Source organism: Corynebacterium singulare, assembly GCF_000833575.1.
Classification (GTDB): Bacteria; Actinomycetota; Actinomycetes; order Mycobacteriales; family Mycobacteriaceae; genus Corynebacterium; species Corynebacterium singulare.
On sequence record NZ_CP010827.1, the window covers coordinates 2,498,534 to 2,522,594 of the forward strand.

The window sequence follows — 24,061 nt, forward strand, 5'->3', positions numbered from 1 at the left end:
GATGGGCTAGGGACCGGCGGACGAGGCGGACTACTTGATGAAGTCCTTCATGCCAGGCTCAAGCTTGGTCGCACCGGACGGTACGTGCTTGATCTCGACACGCTCAGCGTTGGACGGCAGCGGCATGCCAGCGTCCTCCGGCGGGGTAGCGTCCAGGACGACAACCTCACGGTCATCGCGACCAGTGTTTTCACCAGTCTCCTCGGACGACTCACCAGCGTTGTCACCGGTGGACTCGCCGCGGTTATCGCCGCGGTCGTTGTCCTCGATGACCTCAGAGGTGCCCTTACCACCATCGTGGTCGCCACCATTGCCACCGTTGCCACCGTCGATAATGAGCTTGATGAGGCCCAGACCTGGGATGAGCAGCAGCCACCACGGCAGGTCAGACTTCTTCGAGCTGCCATCCTCGTCACCAGGCTTGTCGCCCGGCTTGTTCGGGGTCGTCTCCTCACCCGGCTTGTTCGGAGTGGTCTCCTCACCCGGCTTATTCGGAGTGGTCTCCTCACCCGGCTTATTCGGGGTCGTCTCCTCACCCGGCTTGTTCGGAGTGGTCTCCTCACCCGGCTTGTTCGGAGTGGTCTCCTCACCCGGCTTGTTCGGGGTCGTCTCCTCACCCGGCTTATTCGGAGTGGTCTCCTCACCCGGCTTATTCGGAGTGGTCTCCTCACCCGGCTTATTCGGAGTGGTCTCCTCACCCGGCTTATTCGGGGTCGTCTCCTCACCCGGCTTGTTCGGAGTCGTCTCCGTCTCCTTCGGAACGGTCTGATCCTTATCGTTGATGTCCTTGTGGTCAGCGATGAAGTTCGGCTCATCCTCGGATGCATCCGGAGTATCCTGACCCAACTTGTCAACCTCGACAGAAGTCAGCTCCTCAAAAGCAACCGCAGCCTCAACAACACCCTCAAGATTCTCATCAACAGTGATTTCAACAACGGCCTCACCATTAGCAGTCTCCGGGGCAAAGGTCAGCTGACCATCACCCACAACAGTCTCACCATCAGCCTTAGAAATCAGCTCAGCCTTCAAGGTGTAGGTCTTGCCCGGAACAAGGTTGTTAAACGACACCGTGTCCTCAACTACAGCACCAGCAACAACCTCGGTAGCACCGTTAGCGAAATCAGCATTAGTAGAAATCCGCGGCAACTCATCCTTAGTAGTCACCGTCTGATCATCATCAGTGATGTCCTCATGCTTGCCAATCTCATTCGGAGTCTCATTACCCGGAGTCTCCTCACCCTTGTCATTGACCTGCTTAGAAGTCAGCTTCTCGAAAGCAACCGCAGCCTCAACCGGCTCAGTAACCTTCTCATCAACAACAATGGTCACAGCCTCAGTGCCATTCGGCTCAGTCGGCACAAACTTGTGGCCAGTCGTCTCACCAAGAACAGACTTACCATCCGCCTTGGAAATCAACTTCGCATCCAGGAAGTACTCCTTACCCGGAACCAGACCCTCATAAGAAACCTGATCCACAATCTTCGCGCCGCCAACAACTACACGCAGGCCACCATCAAAATCAGCATTCGTCGACACAATCGCATTCTTCTTCTCACCCGGCTCATCACCCGGCCCAGAAGGCTTCGACGGCTCATCCGACGGCTCCTCAGAAGGCTCCTCAGACTCCGACGAAGAAGAAGAGGAAGAAGACTCAGAAGAAGAGGACTCACTCGACTTCGACGACGTCACAGAAGACTCAGACTTAGTCGTCGTCACCGTCGTCTTCGACGAGGTCTCAGACGTCTTCGGCGTCTCAGACTCACCCGGACCACACGGATTCACCGGAGTCGTCGTCGACTCAGTCGTCTCCTGATCCTGCGGCTGCGTCGGCTCAGTCGTCTGATCCTGCGGCTGCGTCGGCTCAGTCGTCTGATCCTGCGGCTGCGTCGGCTCAGTAGTCGTCGAACACTCCTCACCCGGCTTCTCAGACGTAGTCGTTTCCGGAGTCTCCGTCTCCTTCGGAACGGTCTGATCCTTATCGTTGATGTCCTTGTGGTCAGCGATGAAGTTCGGCTCATCCTCGGATGCATCCGGAGTATCCTGACCCAACTTGTCAACCTCGACAGAAGTCAGCTCCTCAAAAGCAACCGCAGCCTCAACAACACCCTCAAGATTCTCATCAACAGTGATTTCAACAACGGCCTCACCATTAGCAGTCTCCGGAGCAAAGGTCAGCTGACCATCACCCACAACAGTCTCACCATCAGCCTTAGAAATCAGCTCAGCCTTCAAGGTGTAGTTCTTACCCGGAACAAGGTTGTTAAACGACACCGTGTCCTCAACTACAGCACCAGCAACAACCTCGGTAGCACCGTTAGCGAAATCAGCATTAGTAGAAATCCGCGGCAACTCATCCTTAGTAGTCACCGTCTGATCATCATCAGTGATGTCCTCATGCTTGCCAATCTCATTCGGAGTCTCATTACCCGGAGTCTCCTCACCCTTGTCATTGACCTGCTTAGAAGTCAGCTTCTCGAAAGCAACCGCAGCCTCAACCGGCTCAGTAACCTTCTCATCAACAACAATGGTCACAGCCTCAGTGCCATTCGGCTCAGTCGGCACAAACTTGTGGCCAGTCGTCTCACCAAGAACAGACTTACCATCCGCCTTGGAAATCAACTTCGCATCCAGGAAGTACTCCTTACCCGGAACCAGACCCTCATAAGAAACCTGATCCACAATCTTCGCGCCGCCAACAACTACACGCAGGCCACCATCAAAATCAGCATTCGTCGACACAATCGCATTCTTCTTCTCACCCGGCTCATCACCCGGCCCAGAAGGCTTCGACGGCTCATCCGACGGCTCCTCAGAAGGCTCCTCAGACTCCGACGAAGAAGAAGAGGAAGAAGACTCAGAAGAAGAGGACTCACTCGACTTCGACGACGTCACAGAAGACTCAGACTTAGTCGTCGTCACCGTCGTCTTCGACGAGGTCTCAGACGTCTTCGGCGTCTCAGACTCACCCGGACCACACGGATTCACCGGAGTCGTCGACTCAGTCGACGACGCAGGCTCAGTCGTCTGCTGCTCCTGCGGCTGCGTCGGCTCAGTAGTCTGCTCCTGCGGCTCCGTCGTCTGCTGCGTCGGCTCAGTAGTTTGCTGAGTCGGCTCAGTCGTCGTCGTGCACTCCTCACCCGGGTTCTCCGAAGTGGTCGTTTCCGAAGTCTCAGTCGACGGAGTCTCGTCCGGCTTATCGGACTTTACAGTCTGCTCACGGTCATTGATATTGGTGTGCTCAGCAATATCATTGCTCTCACCCGTCGTGGTTTCGTTACCGTTTTTATCAACGACGGTAGAGGTCAGGTACTCGAAAGCAACAGCTTCCTTAACGGCCCCGGTAACCTCAGGCAAGACCGTGATCTCAACCTCTTCGTCACCGAAGGACTCCGTCGGAATAAAGGTCTTCTCACCACGACCGATCACTGGGTACTCACCCGTGACTTCATCCTTGACCTTTGAACGCAGCTCAGCGCGGAGGGTGTATTCCTTACCCGGAACCAGGTCAGTGTAGGTCACAGTATCGGTGACAACAGTGCCAGCCTCAATATCAGTACCTTCAGCCTTGGAGGCCTTGGTACCAATAGACGGGTTCCACTCAGTGGTATTCACGGTCTGGTCACCATCGTCGATGTCCTCGTGAGTGGTGATCAGGTTACCGTCACGCTCCTCATTCGGAGCATCCTTACCGCTTTCATCCACCTGCTTCGAGAACAGCTTCTCAAAAGCAACAGCAGAAGCAACAACACCCTTGAAATTGTCATCAACCTTAATGTCAACAACAACCTCACCGGCAGAAGTCTTAGGCGTGAAGTTCTTCGAACCCTCGCCGATAACAGCGTGCTCACCCTTATCATCAGCAGCCTTGTTACGCAGCTGAGCCTTCAGGGTGTATTCCTTACCCGGAACCAAATCAGTGAACTTCACAGTGTCCTTGACAACTGCACCAGCAGAAACCTGCGTAGCCCCACCAAGATCAGCCTTCGTCTCAATAGACGGGGTCCACTCAGTAGTATCCACAGTCTGCTTACGATCATTGATGTTCTCGTGCTTGGCAATCTCTACTTCTTCACCGGAGTTAGAGATGTCCTTGCCGTCAGCATCAACTTCTGCGGAGAACAGCTTCTCAAAGGCAACAGCTGCGCCAACGGCATTCTTCGCCTTGTCGTTGACGGTGATTACAACGTCTTCAGATCCAGCAGACTTCTCAGCAGTGAAGCTATGAGTAGCCTCACCCAGGACAGTCGTGCCGTCAGCCTTAGAGATCAGCTTTGCCTTCAGGGTGTAGTTCTTACCCGGAACCAGGTCCTCATAAGTCACAGTGTCAATAACCGTGGCGCCCTCAACAACGCGGTTACCCTCAGCAAGCTTGGCCACAGTGCCAATCTCCGGGGACCACTTAGTATAAACAGTCTGATTGCCATCGTTGATGTTATCGTGAGTGACGATCAGGTTACCGTCGCCCTCCTCATTCGGAGCATCCTTGCCATCAGCATTGACCTCATGAGAGTAGAGGTACTCGTAAGCGACAGCTGCAGCAATCGGGGTTTCGAGCTGCTTGTCGACGTCAATCTTGACCTCAACCTTGCCAGACTCAGCGTCCGGGATGAAGTCCACCAGCTCGCCACGGCCAACAATCGGGTACTGACCATTCTCGTCAGCAACCTTGTTACGCAGCTCAGCCCTCAGGGTGTACTTCTTGCCCGGAACCAGGTCCTCGTAGCTCACGGTGTCAATAACGGTAGCGCCAGCAACAACTTGCTGATTGTCACCATCAAAGGAAGCCTCGGTCTCAATCTTCGGATTGAGGTCCTTCTCCTGCTTCTCCGTAGTCGGAGTCGGATCAGGATTAGGTACTACATCAGTAGTCTTACCCGGAGTCGGCTCGCCAGTATCCTCCGTAGTGGTTTCCTCAGGAGAGGTCGGTTCAGTAGTGGAATCCTTAGGAGTGGTCTCCTCAGTATTGGACGGCTCAGAATCGGTAGTCGTCTCGCTAGAAGAAGTCTCCCCTTCCGGATTCTCAGAGGTAGTCTCTTCGGTCGTGTTCTCCTCAGTATCTGGATTCTCTGGAGAAGTAGTCGGCTCCTCAGATTCACCTTCTCCGTCATCCGGCAAACCAGGTTGATCAACGGGCATAACTGGTTGCGCAGGACCAGAGAGCGTATCCGTGGGGATCACAATAGTAATAAACGCCTCTTGAGGCTGCGCAGGTATTGTGACACTCGGATCCTTTTCAAACTTCGGCGGATCATAATCACTTACAATTTTGTAACCAGTTAGCTGCGTAAACTCTTCGGCATTACCGGTAAATCCTGGATAATTCTTCCGGTTTCCCAAGACCGAACTATAGTACGGGTCACGACCGGTAATCGTCGCAGCAGCAGCAGCTTTGGACGTACCAGTATGAGACACTAGCGCCACTAGGTACACGGAATAGTTCGCAGCCGCTTTCTTGTCGCCTCGCGCGGTAGCCGCCTTAAGCTTTCTGGCCACATTAATAGCAGCGTCACGATAGCCCTCGGGGATTTCAAGCTTCGACGCTTCCGCTTGGACATACTTGTCCCTATGGTTCATTGGAATTGCCAAGCTAGCATCCATACACCAGCCCCAACCCACGTTATTCTCAGGATGACCCTGGTATTTTTTGCCTGTCTGACCTTCGATCGGGGCACCAGCCCAAACTAGCGGCCCCCAAGAGGTATCTTCGGCCGCCTTGCCGGTATTTTCACCAAGAGTGGTGTTCGGCTTAAAGTCAGTAGGCTCCGCCGCCCTTGCTCCAGGAACGGCGACCATGGCCGCAATTACCGCAATGGCAGTGAACACTGCGGTAAAGACCATCCACCCCTCTCTGGAGATGTTTCTCAATCTACTCATCGTTTCCTCTTCGGATGTTGCAACTACTTACAATTTTTTCTGCACAGTGCCGGATGGCCGCTGCGACTATCTGAATTCTTGACGTGAAATTTCCACTCTGACCAGAAGAAATTCCCGCAGACTCTCGATCAACTCTTACAGTCCACTCAGCAGAGTATCACCGCCCTCAGGTCACTGCAAGAAAGATCATTGCTCTATAACCCTCATCTATACCGCTTTCAGCATGGTATTTCCGCAGCTAGATCCAGTTGGTAACACCTTTATGGCCATAAAATCGCCTACGTGTTCGAACTTCATGAACGACACCCGCATGCGTAACGTTGAGAGTTTCTTAAGTTTAAAAGGATTTTTTCGATTTAATTCCTGACTGTAAATTTTTAGCTTCAGCAGGGATTAATATGTTCGCCCATCCACAATTTGCAGGCCATGCCATAGTATGCACTCCAATAAATGGAGATGCCTACCATTAAGCCCTTCTTTCGGAAGTGGTTGAAGCGTCAATGTTTCACCGAACATGCGTTCCTATATATTCGCTCATTGCCCCACCAGCGGGCCCCGAGGCAAACACAAGGCGGCTGCGCCGAACGCGCAACCGCCAAAAAATAAGTACACAGCCCCGCCACTGCACACAGGTTTTACCCCCATTGGCCAAACTTATACCCCCGTTGGGCTAGTCATCCGCTGAGCGGGTGAGCTTTGGATCAACGTCGATAACCGGCTCAGCAACCTCGAGAACCTCAATATCGGAGACGGGGGCTTCGCTAGGCTCAACATGCAGGGAGGAGCCTTCGCCGTGCTCACCAGGAGTTGGGCCCACAGTAATCTTGGACGCTGCCAAAGCGGCCCTGTCGCGAGCGGTCTCAACATCCTCGGCTGTCGTGGCCACCATGCCCATGCGGCGGCCGGCATAGGCACCGGGCTTGCCGAAGAGACGCACGTCAGTCTCCTCGTAGGAGAGGGCGGCGTCGAGGCCGGTAAAGGAGACGTCGTCAAGCTCAGCGTCGGCGTGCAGAATGACCGCAGCACCAGGGCTGACCAACGTCACATCAATGGGGAATCCCAACATGGCGCGAACGTGCAGCTCAAACTCGGAGAAACGTTGCGTGTACCCCGTCAGCATCGCCGTATCCAGTGGACGCGGGGATACCGAAGAGAAGTAGACGTCATCGCCGGCCACAAAGAGCTCCACGCCGTAGACACCGCGCCCACCCAGCTCGTTGGAGATACGCGCAGCCACGGAACGCGCATTCGCCAGCGCATCTTCACTCATGGCCATGGGTTGCCAGGATTCTACAAGGTCACCATTCTCGTGGCGGTGGCCAATGGGCTCACTAAACCACGTGGCCATCTTGTCCGTCGCTGGGTCAATGGAGCGCACGGCCAGGAGCGTGACCTCATAATCAAAGTTCACGAAACGTTCCACCACCACGCGCTTGCGCTCCGGAGACACGTGACGCACCATGCCCCACGCTTCCTCCACGTCCTCCGCATGCTTGAGCAACACGTGCCCCTTACCGGAGGTCGTAATATCTGGTTTCACTATGCACGGCAGCCCCAACTCCCCTACCGCCTCCGAGAGCTCCTCAGGGGATTCTGCGAAACGGTACGCCGTTACGGGCAGGCCGATGCTGTCCGCCACGCCACGCACGCTCTCCCGGGACTGCGTAAGCTCGCACGCACGTGCAGAAGGCACGACGATGGAGTTCATCTCCTCCTCGATGCGGGCGAGCACCTCCACATTCACGGTCTCCACCTCGGGGACTACGTAGTCTGGGTGGATGCGCTGTGCCAATTCCCACACCTTGTTTGGGTCTTGGATGTCCGCGATGTAGCTAAAGTGCGCGAGCTGCTGGGCGGGCGCTCCTGCATAGCGGTCCACGGCGTGAACTTCCAACCCTAGGTTCTGAAAGGCCACCACCAGCTGCTTTCCCAGCTCACCCGCCCCAAGAAGGAGCACCTTGGTGGCACTTCCTGTCAGCGGAGTTCCAATGTGGCCTGCGATATCGCCTGCGGTAGTCATTCTCGAATTATCGCACACATTTGGTGCCGTGCTGCTTGGCGACGTCCCCCCAATGATCCCCACACCCCCTTTCCCTCACCGCCGAAAGATGGCAGTGGGGAAAGGGGGTGTGGTTCACACGCGGTACTTACTTAGAGGAACCTTCCTCAGAAGCACCCGGTGCGCAGGCATCAGCCAGCAGGCCAATAGCCAGTGCACCAGCGGCAACCAGCGCTACCGAGCCAGCGCTAACGCCGAAGCGCTTGAGCTGAGTATTGATGCCAGCCATCTGGTCCGCCAGCGGACCGTTGAACACGCCTGCCTGCATCTGCAGACGTGCGTTGATGTCAGCGATCTGCTTGTTAATCGGCGCGATGAAGTCCTTCAGACCCGGGATAGCCAGCTGGGAAGCCAAACCAACCGGGATGAGGAACAGCAGCGGCAGACCAACACCCAGGCCAGTCTCAATGCAGCGCTCGGAGGAGCCGAATTCCACATCCGGCTTCGGTGCCGGGGAGTCCGGGGTCGTGGATTCCTTCGGGGTCGCAACCTCGGAGTCCTCCTCACCCTCGGAATCCGTCACAGTGACCTTATCGCCCGCAGTGATGTCTACCTTCGGGTCAAGGCTCCACTTGCCATTCTTATCGACGGCAACGTGCTCATCCTTGAACTTCTCCTTGCCATCCTTGCCGACGATAGTGACAGTAACCTCGGTCTCCGGCGTAGCAGTGCCCTTGACCGTGGAGTCACCTTCCTTCACCGGCTCGACGTCGAGGACGTGGGACTCAGTGCCTTCGCCCTCAGAAGGCTTCTCCGGAGTGGTCGGCTTGGACGGAGCAATCGGCCAAGACGGACCCCATGGAAGACTCGGGTTCATCGGCTTCGTCGGGCGTCCGTCACCATTGCCGTTGTCTTCAGGTGCTTCAGCCCCCAGGACAACGACGCTTTGCTCGTTACCGGACTCATCGGAAACTGTGACCTTGTCACCCTTCTTCAGGTCAACCCCAGGCTCGACGCTCCAGGTACCGTCCTCACCGACAGTGACGGTCTTCTCAGTCTCCTTGCCTGCGGCATCAGTGACAGTAACCGTCAGCGTGGAACCAGGTTTACCGGTACCGGAGATCTTCTTGTCGCCTTCGGTGACGTTATCAATGGAAGGCTTGATGGTCTCTGCACCATTCTCACCACCATCATCAGACGGGGAACCAACCGTGATGGTCTCAGAGTTACCCTTCTCATCCTCAACAGTGACCTTGTCGCCCTCTTCCACGCCCTTATCCGGCGTGACGGACCACTTACCGTCGTCATCAGTCGTGGCAGTGTCCTCGGACTTGGTATTGCCTTCGGGGTCCGTCACCGTGACCGTGACATCCGTACCCGGCGCAGCCTCACCGGAGATCTCCGTGTCACCTTCGTTGACTGGGTCAACAGACGGCTTCACGGTCTCCTCACCAGCGCCATTGTCCCCACCGTTGCCAGTGCCTTCGCCTTCACCTGTGCCTTCGCCGGCACCGGGCTCATCAGCAGGCTTGTCCTTGACCGTCGGGTTGGTGCCGGCCTTGAGTTCGTCACCATCGTTGACGCCGTCACCATCGGTATCAGCCTCATTCGGGTTGGTACCGATCTCAATCTCAGTACGATCCGTCAGACCATCCTCATCGGAGTCAGCCTTGGTCGCATTCGTCGGCTCGTTGTTGTACTTACCGTTCTCGGAACCATCCAGCTCCTGCTTATCGGACAGGCCATCACCATCGGTATCGGCCTTGAGAGGATCAGTACCCTTCTCTTTCTCCTCGCCGTCGCTCAGGCCATCACCATCGGAGTCAGCGTTCTTCGGGTCGGTGCCATTCTTGACCTCGTCACCATCGTTGACGCCGTCGCCATCAGAATCGGCCTTGTTCGGATCGGTACCGTGCTCCTTCTCCTCACCATCAGTCAGGCCATCACCATCAGAATCAGCCTTGGTCGGATCAGTACCGTCCTCGGCTTCCTGCTCATCGGAGACACCATCGTTGTCGGTGTCCTTCGCAGGCTCCTCAGGAGTCTCCTCCTCCACGGTCGGGTTAGTGCCGGCCTTGACCTCGGCACCATCGTTGACGCCGTCACCGTCGGTGTCGGCCTCATTCGGGTTGGTACCGATCTCAATCTCGGTACGGTCCGTCAGACCATCCTCATCAGAGTCAGCCTCCTTCGGATCCGTCGGCTCGTTGTTGTACTTACCGTTCTCGGAACCATCTAGCTCCTGCTTATCACTCAGGCCGTCACCATCGGTATCAACCTTGAGAGGATCAGTACCCTTCTCCTTCTCTTCGCCGTCGCTCAGACCATCACCATCAGTGTCAGCCTTGTTCGGATCGGTGCCGTTCTTGACCTCGTCACCATCGTTGACACCATCACCGTCAGAGTCAGCCTTGGTCGGATCGGTACCGTGCTCCTTCTCCTCACCATCAGTCAGGCCATCACCATCGGAATCGGCCTTGTTCGGATCAGTACCGTCCTTATCCTCCTGCTCATCGGAAACACCATCATTGTCAGAGTCCTTCGCAGGCTCCTCAGATGGGTCAGTCGGGTCGGTTGGGGAACCGCCAGCATTCTCAGAACCGTTATCGTCCTTGCCCTTCTCATGACCACCAACCGGAACCTCAGCAGTAGCGGGCTGGTCCAGGGACGGATCCTCAACGGTCACGGTAATCGGACCATCAACATTGTCACCCGGCGTAACAACAATCTCTCCGGTCTCCGGATCAATCTTGGCAGGAACACCCTTACCGTCCTCGTCCTTGGCGGTCACCGTGGTCTTACCCGTCGGGTTCTCCACCTTCACACCAGTCGACTGCTCATCATCAGTCGGCTCGACGGTATTCGGGTTATCAGCACCATCAACGGAGACCTTCGGGTCCTCGGCGGCATCCTCGTCCTTTGCGGTCGGGTTGGTACCGTTCTTGACTTCATCACCATCGTTGACGCCGTCACCGTCAGTATCGGCGACGTTCGGGTTGGTGCCGATCTCAATCTCTGTACCATCAGACAGACCATCACCATCGGAATCGCGCTTGGTCGGATCCGTCGGCTCGTTGTTGTACTTGCCGTTCTTAGAACCGTCCAGCTCTTCCTTATCACTCAGGCCGTCACCATCGGTATCCGGCTTAGTCGGATCGGTGCCCTTTTCCTTTTCCTCACCATCCGTCAGGCCGTCACCATCGGAATCAGCCTTGTTCGGATCGGTGCCGTTCTTGACCTCGTCACCATCGTTGACACCGTCGCCATCAGTGTCAGCCTTAGTTGGGTCGGTGCCGTGCTCCTTCTCCTCACCATCCTTCAGGCCATCGTCATCGGAGTCAGCCTTATTCGGATCAGTACCGTCCTTGGCTTCCTGCTCATCGGAAACACCATCATCATCAGAATCCTTCTGAGAAGAATCTTCTTCATCCTTGACGGTCGGGTTGGTACCGTTCTTGACTTCATCACCATCGTTGACGCCGTCACCGTCAGTATCGGCGACGTTCGGGTTGGTGCCGATCTCAATCTCTGTACCATCAGACAGACCATCACCATCGGAATCGCGCTTGGTCGGATCCGTCGGCTCGTTGTTGTACTTGCCGTTCTTAGAACCGTCCAGCTCTTCCTTATCACTCAGGCCGTCACCATCGGTATCCGGCTTAGTCGGATCGGTGCCCTTTTCCTTTTCCTCACCATCCGTCAGGCCGTCACCATCGGAATCAGCCTTGTTCGGATCGGTGCCGTTCTTGACCTCGTCACCATCGTTGACACCGTCGCCATCAGTGTCAGCCTTAGTTGGGTCGGTACCGTGCTCCTTCTCCTCACCATCCTTCAGGCCATCGTCATCGGAGTCAGCCTTATTCGGATCAGTACCGTCCTCAGCCTCTTGCTCGTCGGAGACACCATCACCATCGGAATCCTTCTCAGAAGAAGATGGGTCAGTTGGATCGGTCGGGTCGGTTGGGGTGCCGCCGGTGCTCTCGGAGTTGTTGTCGTCCTTGCCCTTCTCATGGCCGTCAACTGGAACCTCAGCCTTTACCGGTTCATCCAAAGAGGGATCCTCGACGGTCACGGTAATCGGACCATCGACACCTTCGCCCGGAGTAACAAGAATCTCGCCGGTTTCTGGATCAATCTTGGCCGGAACGCCCTTGCCATCTTCATCCTTGGCGGTCACCGTGGTTTTACCAGTCGGGTTCTCCACCTTTACGCCGGTCGACTGCTCGTCGTCCGTCGGGTTAACGGTGCTTGGCTTGTCAGCTCCCTCGACGGAGACCTTTGGCTGCTCGGCAGTCGGGTTGGTGCCGGCCTTGACTTCATCACCATCATTGGTGCCGTCACCATCGGTGTCAGCGACGTTCGGGTTGGTGCCGATCTCAATCTCAGTACGGTCCGTCAGACCGTCGTCATCGGAGTCAGCCTTCGCCGGGTCCGTCGGCTCATTGCCGTACTCAGTGTTCTTCGAACCGTCCAGCTCTTCCTTATCGGAAAGGCCATCACCATCGGTATCGACCTTGGTCGGGTCGGTACCCTTCTCCTTTTCCTCGGCGTCGGTCAAGCCATCGCCATCGGTATCAGCCTTGGTCGGATCAGAGCCAAGCTCCTTTTCTTCACCGTCGCTCAGGCCATCGTCATCAGAGTCAGCCTTCAGCGGATCGGTGCCATCGGCAACCTCATCACCATCGTTGACACCATCACCGTCAGAATCAGCCTTCGACGGATCGGTACCGTGCTCCTTCTCCTCACCATCAGTCAGGCCATCACCATCAGAATCAGCCTTGTTCGGGTCAGTACCGTCAGCAGCTTCCTGCTCATCGGAGACACCGTCACCATCAGAGTCCTTGGCAGGCTCTTCAGGAGTCTCCTCCTTCACAGTGGGGTTGGTGCCGGCCTTGACCTCGTCACCATCGTTGACGCCGTCACCGTCGGTATCGGCCACATTCGGGTTGGTACCGATCTCAATCTCGGTGCGGTCAGTCAGACCATCACCATCGGAGTCAGCCTTCAGCGGATCCGTCGGCTCGTTGTTGTACTTACCGTTCTCGGAACCATCCAGCTCTTCCTTATCCGACAGACCATCGCCATCGGTATCGGCCTTGAGGGGATCAGTACCCTTATCCTTCTCCTCGCCGTCGCTCAGGCCGTCACCATCAGAATCAGACTTCAGCGGATCGGTGCCATTCTTGACCTCATCACCATCGTTGACGCCATCGTCATCAGAATCCGCCTTCGTCGAGTCAGTACCGAGATCCTTCTCCTCACCGTCAGTCAGGCCATCGCCGTCGGAGTCAGCCTTGTTCGGGTCGGTGCCGTCGGCAGCTTCCTGCTCGTCAGTGACGCCATCACCATCGGAATCCTTGGCAGGCTCTTCAGGAGTCTCCTCCTTCACGGTCGGGTTAGTGCCGGCCTTGACCTCGGCACCGTCGGTGACGCCGTCACCGTCGGTGTCGGCCTCATTCGGGTTGGTACCGATTTCAATCTCAGTGCGGTCAGTCAGACCATCCTCATCAGAGTCAGCCTTCGACGGATCTGTCGGCTCGTTGTTGTACTTACCGTTCTCGGAACCATCTAGCTCCTGCTTATCACTCAGGCCATCACCATCGGTGTCAACCTTGAGAGGATCAGTACCCTTCTCCTTCTCTTCGCCGTCGCTCAGACCATCACCATCGGTGTCAGCCTTCAGCGGATCGGTGCCATCGGCAACCTCATCACCATCGTTAATACCATCGTCATCAGAATCGGCCTTCGTCGGATCGGTACCACGCTTCTTTTCCTCACCGTCAGACAGGCCATCACCATCAGAATCAGCCTTGTCCGGGTCGGTGCCGTCAGCTTCCTCTTGCTCATCCGTAACGCCGTCGTTGTCAGAGTCCTTCGCAGGTTCGGAGTTGTTGTCATCCTGGCCCTTCTCGTGGCCATTGACCGGTACCTCAACCGTTACTGGCTCATCTGGAGACGGGTCCTCAACGGTTACGGTAATCGGGCCATCAACACCCTCACCCGGGGTTACAACAATCTCACCGGTTGCCGGGTCAATCTTGGCCGGAACACCCTTACCATCTTCGTCCTTGGCGGTCACCGTGGTTTTACCAGTCGGGTTCTCCACCTTTACGCCGGTCGACTGCTCGTCGTCCGTCGGGTTAACGGTGCTTGGCTTGTCAGCTCCCTCGACGGAGACCTTCGGCTGCTCGGGAGCAGGCTCGTCCTTAGCGGTCGGGTTGGTGCCGGCCTTGACTTCGTCACCGTCGTTGGTGCCGTCGCCGTCGGTATCCGCCACGTTCGGGTTGGTACCGATCTCAATCTCAGTACGGTCAGTCAGACCATCACCATCGGAATCCGCCTTAGTCGGATCCGTCGGCTTGTTGTCGTACTTAGTGTTCTTAGAACCGTCGAGCTCTTCCTTATCACTCAGCCCATCACCATCAGTGTCAGCCTTAGTCGGATCGGTGCCCTTCTCCTTTTCCTCAGAGTCGCTCAGCCCATCACCATCAGAATCGGACTTAGTCGGATCAGAGCCAAGTTCCTTTTCTTCACCGTCGTTCAGGCCATCATTATCGGTATCAGCCTTCAGCGGGTCAGTGCCATCGGTGACCTCCTGGCCATCCTCGACTCCGTCGTCATCAGAATCAGCCTTATTCGGATCGGTACCGTGTTCCTTCTCCTCACCATCAGTCAGGCCATCACCATCGGAATCGGCCTTAGTCGGATCAGTACCGTCCTTATCCTCCTGCTCATCGGAAACACCATCACCATCAGAATCCTTGGCAGGCTCCTCCGGAGTCTCATCCTTCACAGTCGGATTAGTACCAGCCTTGACCTCGTCACCGTCGTTGGTGCCGTCGCCGTCGGTATCCGCCACGTTCGGGTCGGTACCGATCTCAATCTCAGTACGGTCAGTCAGACCATCACCATCGGAATCCGCCTTAGTCGGATCCGTCGGCTTGTTGTCGTACTTAGTGTTCTTAGAACCGTCGAGCTCTTCCTTATCACTCAGACCATCACCATCAGTATCAGCCTTAAGAGGATCAGTACCCTTCTCCTTTTCCTCCCCGTCATTCAGGCCATCATCATCAGAGTCAGCCTTCAGCGGGTCGGTGCCGTCCTCAATCTCCTGGGCGTCATCGACACCGTCGCCATCAGAGTCAGCCTTGGTCGGATCGGTACCGCGCTCCTTCTCCTCACCGTCGCTCAAGCCATCGCCATCGGAATCGGCCTTGTTCGGATCAGTACCGTCAGCTGCTTCCTGCTCATCGGTAACACCATCGCCATCGGAGTCCTTGGCAGGCTCCTCAGGAGTCTCATCCTTCACGGTCGGGTTGGTGCCGGCTGTCACCTCGGCACCATCGTTGGCGCCATCACCATCGGTGTCGGCCACGTTCGGGTTGGTACCGATCTCAATCTCAGTACGGTCAGTCAGACCATCCTCATCAGAATCAGCCTTCGCTGGATCCGTCGGCTCATTGCCGTACTTACCGTTCTTGGAACCGTCGATCTCTTCCTTATCAGTTAGACCGTCACCATCGGTATCAGCCTTGAGAGGATCAGTACCCTTCTCCTTCTCCTCACCATCGCTCAGGCCATCACCATCGGAGTCAGCCTTCAACGGGTCGGTGCCATCCGTGACCTCGTCACCATCGTTGACACCATCACCATCAGAATCAGCGTTCTTCGGATCGGTACCGTGCTCCTTCTCCTCACCATCAGTCAGGCCATCACCATCAGAGTCAGCCTTATTCGGATCAGTACCGTCCTCGGCTTCCTGCTCATCGGAAACACCATCACCATCAGAGTCCTTCGCAGGCTCAGAGTTGTTGTCATCCTGGCCCTTCTCGTGACCGTTGACCGCAACCTCAGTAGTAACAGGCTGCTCCAGAGACGGATCCTCAATGGTCACGGTAATCGGACCATCAACACCCTCACCAGGAGTAACGAGGACTTCACCGGTCTCCGGGTCAATCTTGGCCGGGACACCCTTACCGTCTTCATCCTTAGCGGTGACAGTGGTCTTACCCGTCGGGTTCTCCACCTTCACACCGGTCGACTGCTCATTGGCAGTCGGCTCCACCGGGGTCTTGGAGGACTCATCAACAGCTACCTTCGGACCTGCCGGCTTATCATTCGCATCATTCGGATCGGTGGGGGCAGGGTTGCCCTCGGCGTCCGTGTTGTTGACCTCGTCGCCGTCGTTGACACCGTCGCCGTCGCTGTCGGCATTAGTCGGATCGGTCGTCTTGCCGTTGTTCTTGGAGCCGTCGACTTCTTCCTTATCGCTCAGGCCATCACCATCGGTGTCGGCCTTCTTCGGATCAGTACCTTTCTCGGCTTCTTCCTTGTCCGTCAGACCATCCTTATCGGAGTCCGCGGTGGCGTCCTTGACCACGAGCGGGAAGGTCTGGGTACCGGTGCTGTCACCATCGGTGACCTTGACGGTGACGTTGTAGACAGCGTTGCCGTTCTCGGTCACAATGTCAGCGGTGTCCTTGTTATAAGCAGGAGTACCGGTGATCTTGCCGTTTTCATCGATGGAGATGCCTGCAGGTGCACCAACGAGCTCGTACGTGGGGTTGGACAGCTCCGCATCGTCAGAGGTCTTGGCAGAAACCTGAATCGGGTCAATGGCCTCATCGGACCAAGTCTCTTGACCCTTGATCTTGTCAACTACCAGGTCCTTCGGAGCCGGCTTTTCGTCGCCAGCCGGGACCTGAACAACGATGGTGTCGGTGTATTCCTTGCCATCGATAGTAGCGGTGACCGGCAGCTCAAAGACCTTGGCTGGAGCACCGGGCTCCTGCTTCGGAACGGTGATGGTTGCAACACCATTCTCATCGAAGCTCACTTCAGTGCCCTGAGGGGCATTGGAGGTATCTGCCGTGAACTCGGATCCCTTAGGCAAAGTATCCACGGGCTCACCGTTGAGGGTTAGCTTCGGAGAAACCGTAGCGGTAGCGTTCTCACCGTCCACGCTAAGGTTCTTCAGCGCTGGGTAGTCAACGCCGTAGGTCTTATCAGCCCCAGGAGCCTCAGGGTCGGTTGGGGTCTCCGGCTCCGATGCGTCCGCGGCCTCAACCTTTACGGTTGCCGGCTCAGAAGGCTTCTTACCGGCCTCAGTTGCAATAGCCGTGATCTCATCGTCAGCCTTAAGCTCTTCACCCACAGGAATATCTGCCGTGAAGGTGCCAGGGTTGTCCGGATCCTCAGTTGCGGTAACTTCCGTGCCGGACGGGAGGGTTACCTTCACCTCGCTGCCGGCAGGGGCCTTCACGGTGACCTTGCTGTCATCGGCCTTCACTGGCTCGATGGACGGGGTCTCTGTCACTTCCGTCGGGGCATCCGAGGTTGCCTTGAAAGCGCCACCCTTGGTGCGCTCACCATTCGGGGACTCCGCAACGAGGGTGTACTCCGTACCGTCTTGCAGTTCAAGCTTGCCGGATTTGAACTCGCCCTTTTGGATGGCGGCGACGTCACCAAGCGTGGCAACGTCGACAGCATCAGCAGCATCGAAAGTGAGATTGCCGTCTGCGTCTTCCTTCAACTTCTCGGTAGGAACCGCCACGATCTTGACCGGTGCTGCGTCGGCGTTAGTGACATCGAGCAGCGGGATGTCCTTGCCCTGGGAGTCCTTATCCTGCTCACGCGTAATCGTGCCCGACAAAGATTCCGGCTGAGGCAGGACGGTCTTCTCAGACGGCTGCGGGGCAGCGGGCTTGAAGGACTTGGGATCCAGCGGATCCGTGTTGTCAGTCAGAACCTCAACGTCATCGCGAATGCCATCACCATCAGTGTCGGCCTTCGAAGGATCAGTACCCAGGTCGCGCTCGTAATCATCCGTCAGGCCATCGCCATCGGAATCCGCGATGTTGAGGTAATCAGACTTGAGCGTCTGCTTCAGTAGCTTCGGCTCAGCGCCGCCGTCTTGCTTCTCTGCATTGGGAAGTAGCTTCGGCCATTTGTCAGTAAAGTCCACCGAGATCCAGGACGTGGTGTCAATACGCTTGCCGTACGGAGAGTTGGAGAGGTTTTCAGCGCCTTCTTCGAGCTGGTACTCAATGGTGTAGCTACCGGTGGCGTTAGCCGCGATACCCACGATGTTGTCCATATTGGACCACACTTGGTCCTTGGTTTTCCCGTCAATGCCGGGCTCGTGTGGGAGATAGGACAGCTCAGGGCGCGTAGCGGTGGTCGCGAGCCCTGTCTCCTTGTTGAAGTCCATCTTCCACTTCTTCGCATTCGGAAGCGGATTGCCTTCCATGTCAGACTTGTAGACCGTGACGTCGGTAATGTGCTTCGCTATATCCGGGCTGATGTTCTCGTTAAGAATCCAGTTCCAGTAGCTGTTGCCACCGAAATTCCTGCCCGCCATCGTGGCGGTGGTGGTGGACTTGATAGACCCGTTCTCCTGGTCATACTTCAGCTGCTTGGAGATACCGTTGTGGTACACATCCTCTCCGGGACCCTCGAAAGTGCTTGAGGGAACGCCGTTTTCCCCCGCAAACTGATTCTCGCCAACGATGTTGACGTGCTGCACGGAGTTGTTGAAGATTCGACCGTCCCTGCGAACCCAGTAGTAGTCAACCTGCGAACCTTCTGCTGGAAGGCCAAGGTCTTCAATCTTCTTGTCGTCCTTCAAGAAGATCTGAATATAGGAAGCATACGGCACGCCAGAGGCACCCGGGAAGTTCCTCGAATCATCAAACTTCAGGCCCCACTCAGAGCCCTTCGGATCGCGCTTGGTAAACGAGCCCTGTGCGTCGCCGTTAATACCAACCAACTCCATGCGAGCGATCTGGGAGTAGAGGGCCTCATCACGGAACCGGATGAACTGACCGTTCGCGTCCGTATCCCCCTTCGGGGTCTTACCGCCATTCCAAATCGCCTTCCTCAAATGCGGAACCTTGAGGACATACTGCGGGTTATTTTGCTGTGCATCGGTGAACTCGGGAACGAGGCCGACATAGAGCACGCCATCGTCAACACCGTTGTCGAAAACGCGGCCAGTGTCCGCCGGGATGTAATTACCTTCTGCATCTGTAATTTCGGCAGCGGCGGCAACGGCAGCGCTGTGCGGCGCTGCGACGGGGTGAACGAACGGGGCAACAAGCGCTACGGATAGGGCCGCGGCCGCGAAGGACGTTCCGCGGCGGCGGGCTCTGGACGTAACCCTGAGATGCTTCTTAGACATACCAAGAAGTCCTTTCTGAGAGACTGTGAAGAGTTGGACACGCTAGAACTACGTGAACGTGCAAGAGGACATGTCGGCTTACACACCGAGAGCGACTCACCTCTACCACCAGAAAGAGGTCAGAAAATCCGGCGGTCAGCAAGCAGTTCGCCCCCGATAGTACTGAGCAAAGTCGCAGGAAGATACCCCGGTTTACGCTGCAAAGTTTTTGACATCAACAACTTGTAACTATTTTTAATTGTGGGCCCACCAGCTGGACAAACTTACACCGTCAGCATTGTTCGCATAGTCTGTGGACTTTGTCACATGCAAATTTTCCTGCAGAGACTACGCTTTGCAGCTCGCTACTGCATGTGTGCGCCCCTCAGTCACCGTGCCTACGCCACGCTTGCCGACGCCCCCTCCGATCACGAAAGCCCACCATACCCACCCCTTTAGGGAGTGAGAACAGTGGGCTTATCGCTTAAACCAGACCTCTTAGGACTCTAGGCCGCCAGCATGGGGGCCAGCGGCTTAGAGAACACGCTCTTTAACCTCTTAGTTAGTTGGAGGAAGAGCCCTCTTCGTCAGCGCCCGGTGTGCAGGCATCAGCCAGCAGGCCGATAGCCAGTGCACCAGCGGAGATAAGCGCTACAGCACCAGCAGCCTGGTTAGCGTTGACACCAAAGCGCTTGAGCTGAGCATCAATACCAGACATCTGCTTGGCCAGCGGACCATTGAAGGTGTTGGTCTGCATCTGCAGACGGGTGTTCAGATCCTGAATCTGCTTGTTAATCGGAGCAATAAAGTCCGACAGACCCGGAATGTTCATCTGGGAAGCCAGACCAACCGGAATCAGGAACAGCAGCGGGATACCAATACCCAAACCAGTGTTGACGCAACGCTCGGACAGGTTGGAGGACAAGCCATCCTCGCCCGGCTCGTCACCCGGCTTATCACCCGGCTCATCACCCGGCTCAGAAGGCTGAGCAGGCTTGGAGTCAGCATCGTTCGGGTCGGTCGGCTTACCGTCGTTCTTAGAACCGGAGACCTCGTCACCATCATTGGTGCCGTCACCATCGGTATCAGGGTTCTTCGGGTCAGTCGGCGCACCCTTCTCGCCGTCCTCAACCTTGTTACCGTCCTCATCGAACGGGTTCTTAGAACCGTCTACTTCAGCACCATCCTTGATGCCATCACCATCGGTGTCAGCCTTATTCGGATCGGTACCCAGTTCCTTTTCCTGATCGTCAGTCAGACCATCACCATCGGAGTCCTTGCCCTCGTTGTCATCGCCCGGCTTGGTCGGCGGAACCGGCCAGGACGGACCCCACGGAAGACCCGGAATCATCGGCTTCTTCGGCTTCTTCGGCTTAGAGTTCGGGTCATTCGGATCGGTCGGCTTACCGTCGTTCTTAGAACCGGTGACCTCGTCACCATCATTGGTGCCGTCACCATCGGTATCAGGCTTCGTCGGATCAGTCGGCGCACCGTTCTCACCCGGCTTAACCTTGTTGCCGTCCTCATCAAACGGGTTCTTAGAACCGTCTACCTCGTCACCATCGTTGATGCCGTCATCATCGGTATCAGCCTTATTCGGATCGGTACCGAGCTCGTCTTCCTTGTCATCGGTCAGGCCATCGTTGTCCGAATCTTTCGGCTTCTCAACCGGAACAGCCGGCTTGGAGTCCGGATCATTCGGATCGGTCGGAGCAGGTTCGCCGTCCTTATCCTTGTTGTTGACCTCGTCACCATCATTGGTGCCGTCACCATCGGTATCAGGCTTCGTCGGATCAGTCGGCGCACCGTTCTCACCCGGCTTAACCTTGTTGCCGTCCTCATCAAACGGGTTCTTAGAACCGTCTACCTCGTCACCATCGTTGATGCCGTCATCATCGGTWTCAGCCTTATTCGGATCGGTACCGAGCTCGTCTTCCTTGTCATCGGTCAGGCCATCGTTGTCCGAATCTTTCGGCTTCTCAACCGGAACAGCCGGCTTGGAGTCCGGATCATTCGGATCGGTCGGAGCAGGTTCGCCGTCCTTATCCTTGTTGTTGACCTCGTCACCATCATTGGTGCCGTCACCATCGGTATCAGGCTTCGTCGGATCAGTCGGCGCACCGTTCTCACCCGGCTTAACCTTGTTGCCGTCCTCATCAAACGGGTTCTTAGAACCGTCTACCTCGTCACCATCGTTGATGCCGTCATCATCGGTWTCAGCCTTATTCGGATCGGTACCGAGCTCGTCTTCCTTGTCATCGGTCAGGCCATCGTTGTCCGAATCTTTCGGCTTCTCAACCGGAACAGCCGGCTTGGAGTCCGGATCATTCGGATCGGTCGGAGCAGGTTCGCCGTCCTTATCCTTGTTGTTGACCTCGTCACCATCATTGGTGCCGTCACCATCGGTATCAGGCTTCGTCGGATCAGTCGGCGCACCGTTCTCACCCGGCTTAACCTTGTTGCCGTCCTCATCAAACGGGTTCTTAGAACCGTCTACCTCGTCACCATCGTTGATGCCGTCATCATCGGTWTCAGCCTTATTCGGATCGGTACCGAGCTCGTCTTCCTTGTCATCGGTCAGGCCATCGTTGTCCGAATCTTTCGGCTTCTCAACCGGAACAGCCGGCTTGGAGTCCGGATCATTCGGATCGGTCGGAGCAGGTTCGCCGTCCTTATCCTTGTTGTTGACCTCGTCACCATCATTGGTGCCGTCACCATCGGTATCAGGCTTCGTCGGATCAGTCGGCGCACCGTTCTCACCCGGCTTAACCTTGTTGCCGTCCTCATCAAACGGGTTCTTAGAACCGTCTACCTCGTCACCATCGTTGATGCCGTCATCATCGGTATCAGCCTTATTCGGATCGGTACCGAGCTCGTCTTCCTTGTCATCGGTCAGGCCATCGTTGTCCGAATCTTTCGGCTTCTCAACCGGAACGTCAACGACGACCTTGTTTTCACCGTTCTCATCCTTCGGCAGATCCGGATCCTCAATGGTTACAGAAATCGGACCCTCTGCATCAGTGCCCGGGGTGACGATGACATTGCCGTTCTCATCAATCTCAACCGGAACGTCCTTGCCGTTCTTATCCTTCGCAGAGATCTTGGTGTCGTCGTCCTTGTTCTTGACGTCAATACCAGTGTCCTGCTTCGCATCGGTCGGGTTGACCGGCTTCACACCAGACGGATCCACAACGGTCTTGGTAGTCACCACGAAGGAGTCAGATGCTGTAACGTTGCCATCGACCTCGAGCTCCACACGGATAGTCTGCGGAGTTTTGATGTCCGCCGGAATGTCGAACGAGCACGCTTCAGCACCAGCCGTATCGGTCAGACCGTCACATGCCTTCAGCTCACGACCACGCTCGTCACGCCATACAACTCGAACCGGGTTCTTCTCGTCAAACACGCGAGTTACATCAATATGAGCCTTCTGACCGGGCACTGCAACACCGTTGGCATCCTCATCGTCAAACTTGACAACCTTGATCTCATCGACGTAGCGAACCGCAACAGGCAGGTGAGAGTTATACCAACCAGGACGTCCCAGAGGGTTCTTCACCGCACCAGAAGTCTTTTGGTTCAGCGGCTGGAAAAGGTTCGCGCCATGAGCACCGTAGGTCGGCTTCCAGTTTCCTTCCGGGTCCTGAACAAACTGGTAGGCGTACTTCAGCGCCTCTTCGTTTTTAGTATCGAAGTGAGCGCGGTAGTAACCGTCCTTGTTCGTCTCATTAACAACCGTCTGCGCGATGAACTTATCGCGGTTGGCCTTATTCTCGAACAGTTCACGGATCTTATCCGCTCGCACGTCTGGACGCTCTTTATCAAACTGCTTCACAGCTTGGAGGCCTTCATCAGTCAAAATCGTGGAGACGACCTTGTAACCTTCAACGAATCGCTCATCTGCGGAAGTCGGGAGACCAATGTGACCGCGTTGTTGCTCAGACTCCAGCCACACTCGACCCTCGATGTAGTACTGGTTCGGGTCATCACGACTATCCGGAGCGATGTCGTAGCCGTCAGTGTCGATCTTCCAGTCAGCCGGGTCCGCCGTCATGTACGGAGCCGGCCCTTCAACTACTTCAAGAGCTGTGCGGGCCATGTACTGGCCCGCTAGACCAAACGCACCATTCGGCTCATTACCAGTCGGACCGTAGAAACCAGGGAAGCGACCAGGCCACTGGTACACCTGCTGCAGCGGCTGACCGGCACGTCCAGTCTGCCCTTCCGCAAGCCAGATGCGTGCCTTATGGCGGTAGGCATAAGTGTGCTCCTTGCCGTTCTCATCAGTCCAAGATCCCGGGGCGAAAGTAAAAGTGCCCGGGCCAGACGTGGTGCCATCTCCACCATACGGAAGGAAGTGTGTCTTTGCCGAGTACACTGGGCTGACCGCGCCGTCGTCATCAATCCACTGGAACAACACCGTTGTACCATCCGGCACGTGCGCCTTGCCATCATTCTCAGAGGTCTGGGAGTTCTGACCGGCCAACAGATAAACGTGACCGTTATACACCGGCGCACCGTTGACCTTCTTCAGATCACTACCGCTAGTTACATCGCCACTAGCAATAGCATCAGCGTCAATCGGATTGTTGCCGGAGCTTCCAGGAACAGAAGAATCAGAAGTTTCCTCAGCCTGTGCAACCGCAGCGTTCTGCGGAGCAGCAACCGGGTGTACGAACGGAGCAACAAGTGCAACAGACAGGGCGGCCGCGGCAATAGTGGTACCGCGGCGGCGAGCTGCAGATGCTGCTCGAGTGTTCTTCTTAGTCATGCCAAGAAGTCCTTTCCTTAAGACTTATTAGAGGTGATCACGTTAGGGACACGTGACCGCGCAAGTAGGGAATCCGGCTTACGCAACCGAGAGCGACTCACTTTCTATCACCCGGACAGAGGTCAGAGAATCCAGGGATCAGTAAGTTAACTCCCTTAAGATGCTATCCGCTTTTAGACATTTGGAAAACCGCACAGCAACCTTAAAATTCCATAGAAGAAATAGTTTCATAGTTATCGTCATGCAAACACCCGCAACC

The 24,061-nt window shown here is 56.1% G+C and carries 4 protein-coding genes; all 4 read right to left on the minus strand.

Annotation, left to right across the window (positions count from 1 at the left end):
- Positions 1-30 precede the first annotated feature (30 nt).
- Positions 31-5,178 (minus strand): VaFE repeat-containing surface-anchored protein, encoded by a 5,148-nt coding sequence (locus tag CSING_RS13755; protein ID WP_236683978.1) that lies wholly within the window; start codon positions 5,176-5,178, stop codon positions 31-33.
- A gap of 1,366 nt (positions 5,179-6,544) precedes the next feature.
- Entirely contained in the window at positions 6,545-7,894 is a 1,350-nt protein-coding gene (purT, locus tag CSING_RS11590) for a formate-dependent phosphoribosylglycinamide formyltransferase (RefSeq protein ID WP_084226212.1), read from the minus strand.
- Between the two features lie 127 nt (positions 7,895-8,021).
- Positions 8,022-19,052 carry an Ig-like domain-containing protein gene (locus CSING_RS11595; RefSeq protein WP_042532462.1) on the minus strand — a complete coding sequence of 3,677 codons (11,031 nt, stop codon included), beginning with the start codon at positions 19,050-19,052 and terminating at the stop codon, positions 8,022-8,024.
- Positions 19,053-19,593: 541 nt separating this feature from the next.
- Positions 19,594-23,802 carry a hypothetical protein gene (locus CSING_RS11600; protein WP_042532464.1) on the minus strand — a complete coding sequence of 1,403 codons (4,209 nt, stop codon included), beginning with the start codon at positions 23,800-23,802 and terminating at the stop codon, positions 19,594-19,596.
- Positions 23,803-24,061: the final 259 nt, after the last annotated feature.

Bases quoted from the DNA above. Each gene is read 5' to 3' on its own strand.
- CSING_RS11595 (WP_042532462.1), bottom strand. From the start codon at position 19,052: ATGTCTAAGAAGCATCTCAGGGTTACGTCCAGAGCCCGCCGCCGCGGA.
- purT (WP_084226212.1), bottom strand. From the start codon at position 7,894: ATGACTACCGCAGGCGATATCGCAGGCCACATTGGAACTCCGCTGACA.